This window comes from Finegoldia magna (assembly GCF_018371055.1).
GTDB lineage: Bacteria > Bacillota > Clostridia > Tissierellales > Peptoniphilaceae > Finegoldia > Finegoldia magna_I.
Genome location: NZ_JAGYZD010000226.1, coordinates 1 through 2,682 on the forward strand (window position 1 = coordinate 1; position 2,682 = coordinate 2,682).

Annotated in this window: 4 protein-coding genes and 2 pseudogenes; all 6 read left to right on the forward strand. The window is 31.8% G+C overall.

What is annotated here, in order from left to right; all coding sequences use genetic code 11:
* Positions 1-84, forward strand: a pseudogene (locus KHW44_RS08305) (single-stranded DNA-binding protein); the annotation flags it as partial.
* A 1-nt stretch (position 85) separates the two neighbouring features.
* Positions 86-301, forward strand: coding sequence for a Maff2 family mobile element protein (locus KHW44_RS08310; protein ID WP_000394203.1), 216 nt, complete (start codon positions 86-88; stop codon positions 299-301).
* Between the two features lie 10 nt (positions 302-311).
* On the forward strand, positions 312-1,175 hold the full coding sequence (locus KHW44_RS08315; protein ID WP_129321811.1) for a VirB6/TrbL-like conjugal transfer protein, CD1112 family: 864 nt from the start codon (positions 312-314) through the stop codon (positions 1,173-1,175).
* Between the two features lie 9 nt (positions 1,176-1,184).
* On the forward strand, positions 1,185-1,475 hold the full coding sequence (locus KHW44_RS08320; RefSeq protein WP_017645369.1) for a hypothetical protein: 291 nt from the start codon (positions 1,185-1,187) through the stop codon (positions 1,473-1,475).
* Between the two features lies 1 nt (position 1,476).
* Positions 1,477-1,887: a PrgI family protein gene (locus KHW44_RS08325; protein WP_002836673.1), complete on the forward strand. Its 411-nt coding sequence runs from the start codon at positions 1,477-1,479 to the stop codon at positions 1,885-1,887.
* Positions 1,778-2,682, forward strand: a pseudogene (locus KHW44_RS08330) (VirB4-like conjugal transfer ATPase); the annotation flags it as partial. The gene KHW44_RS08325 and the pseudogene KHW44_RS08330, both read left to right, overlap by 110 nt.

Genomic DNA, 2,682 nt, shown 5'->3' on the forward strand with positions numbered 1-2,682 from the left:
AAAAAAGGAGATAAGGTCTACAAGAATTTTATAGTTAAATCACTAAACAAAATAGAAAATAAGAAAGAAAACGAGGAGGAATAATATGGAATTTTTTACAGCTGGAGTTGGAGTTTTAAAAACACTTGTAACTGCAATTGGTGCAGGTTTAGGAGCATGGGGAGTTATTAACTTAATGGAAGGTTATGGTAATGATAACCCTGGTGCTAAATCTCAAGGTATTAAGCAGCTTATGGCTGGTGGAGGAATTGTGCTAATCGGTATCAAATTAATTCCACTACTTGCAAATGCTTTAAAATAGGAGAAAGTCTATGTTTGGTATCTTTGACAAGCTAACTGAATTTTTTAAGGATATGCTACTCGGAGGTATCAAAGCAAATCTTGAGTCCATGTTCTTAGATATAAATGACAAGGTAGGAGTTATTGCAACTGATGTTGGAAAGACGCCAATGGGTTGGAATGGAGAAGTGTATAACTTCATTAAAAACATTAATGACAATGTAATTGTTCCAATAGCAGGTCTTATTATAACGGCAGTTTTATGTATTGAACTCATAAATATGGTTATGCAAAAGAATAATATGCACGATACAGATACTTTTGAGTTTTTCAAATACATTATAAAGATGTTTATAGCAGTCTACCTTGCAAGCCATGCCTTTGAATTTTCAATGGCAGTCTTTGATGTGGCACAAAATCTTGTAAACAAAGCGGCAGGGGTAATCACTACTTCTGCCACTGTTTCAGGAGATCAGATAGTTGCAATGGTTGATGCATTAAAAGAAAAAGAAATAGGTGAGCTTTTAATGATACTAGTTGAAACAAGCCTTGTAAGGATTGCAATTCAATGTATATCTTTAACTATTACCTTAATAGTATATGGGCGTATGTTTGAAATATATGTCTACTCATCAGTATCATCCATTCCATTTGCGACTATGGGAAATAAAGAATGGGGTCAGATTGGAACAAATTATATCAAGGGACTTTTTGCCTTGGGACTACAAGGTTTGTTTTTGATGGTATGTTTAGGTATCTACACCGTTTTAATAAGGACGGTACAGATTACAGATATTCACGCAAGCTTGTTTAGTATATTAGGATATGCTCTACTACTTGGACTTATGATGTTTAAGAGTGGAACAGTTGCAAAAAGTATTATGAATACGCACTAGGAGGAATAAATGTTAAAAAAGAAGAATTATGCTTTATTGGGACTTGGAATTTTATTGGGAGGAACTTATGAAATCTTAAAAGAGAAAAAAAGAAATGAAGAGATTAGAAACTTAAAGAGGAGAATAAATAGACTCGGAAGATGTCACAATGAATTTGTTATGTATCAAGGAGAATACAATGACAGAAATGAAGAAAAACAAGAAGAATTAGAAGAAAGAATTAGCTACCTAGAAGAAGAAACAACATCAAATTATGACCATATACTTGAACTTTCCAAAGAAGAAGTAGAGGGAGATTAAAATGGCATATGTACCAATACCAAAAGATTTAGACAAGATTAAAACAAAGGTTGCCTTTAACTTAACTAAAAGACAACTTATAGGTTTTTCTGTGGCAGGACTAATTGGCATACCAACCTATTTATTTATGAAGAAATATCTACCTAATGATGTTTCAATCATTGTAATGCTAATAGTAACCCTGCCAATCTTTTTTATAACCTTATATGAAAAAGACACCTTAACTTTTGAAAAATATTTTAAATTTTTCTATCTTCATAAGTTTTATCAACCAACTAAGAGAATAAGAAAGGAGGCATACCTTGAAGCAAAGAAAAAAGCAAATCAGCGACTTAAATCTAAGGGAAAAACAATTAAAAAAAGACCGAAAGGAAGTAAGAAGGCTAAAAACAAAGAAAGATCCGACAAATAGTCTTCTAAGTGTACTTTTAAAGAAAGAGAAAAAGAGATTTACAGTTGAGGATACTATTCCATATATAAGAATGTTACCAGAGGGCATTTGCCAGTTAGATGAAAAAAATTATTCAAAGACAATTTCATTTCAAGATATAAATTACCAGTTGGCATTGGAAGAAGATAGAGATTTAATCTTTAACCAATTTGCCAACTTTTTAAATTCTTTTGATCCAAGTGTCCACATTGAACTTTCATATGTAAATCAATTAGGAAGAAATAGAGACCTACAAGATGCAATTAAAATTGCTGATAAAGGAGACTTCTATGACGATGTAAGAAAAGAGTTTAGGGAAATGTTAAAGCTTCAACTTGCAAAGGGCAATAACGGACTTAAAAAGATGAAGTATATAACCTTTACAACAGAAGCCGATAATCTAGAGCAAGCAAGAGCAAAGTTAAATAGACTTGAAGTAGATATTTTATCTAACTTTAAATCTATGGGGGTAAGAGCAGAAAGTCTTGATGGCGAAGAAAGATTAAGACTTGTTCACGATATGTTAAATCCAGACAAGAACTTTGATTTTTCATATAAAGATTTGAAGAAAAAAGAGTCTACAAAATCACATATAACTCCCAATATCTTTAATTTTGTACCAGCAAATAATTTTAAGTTTGGCAAATATATTGGAGCAGTAAGTCATTTTCAAATACTTGCAAGTGAGTTATCAGACAGAATGTTATCTGAGTTTTTAGATATTGATGACAATATTTATGTAGCTTTTCATATAGATGTAGTTGAACAAGCAGAAGC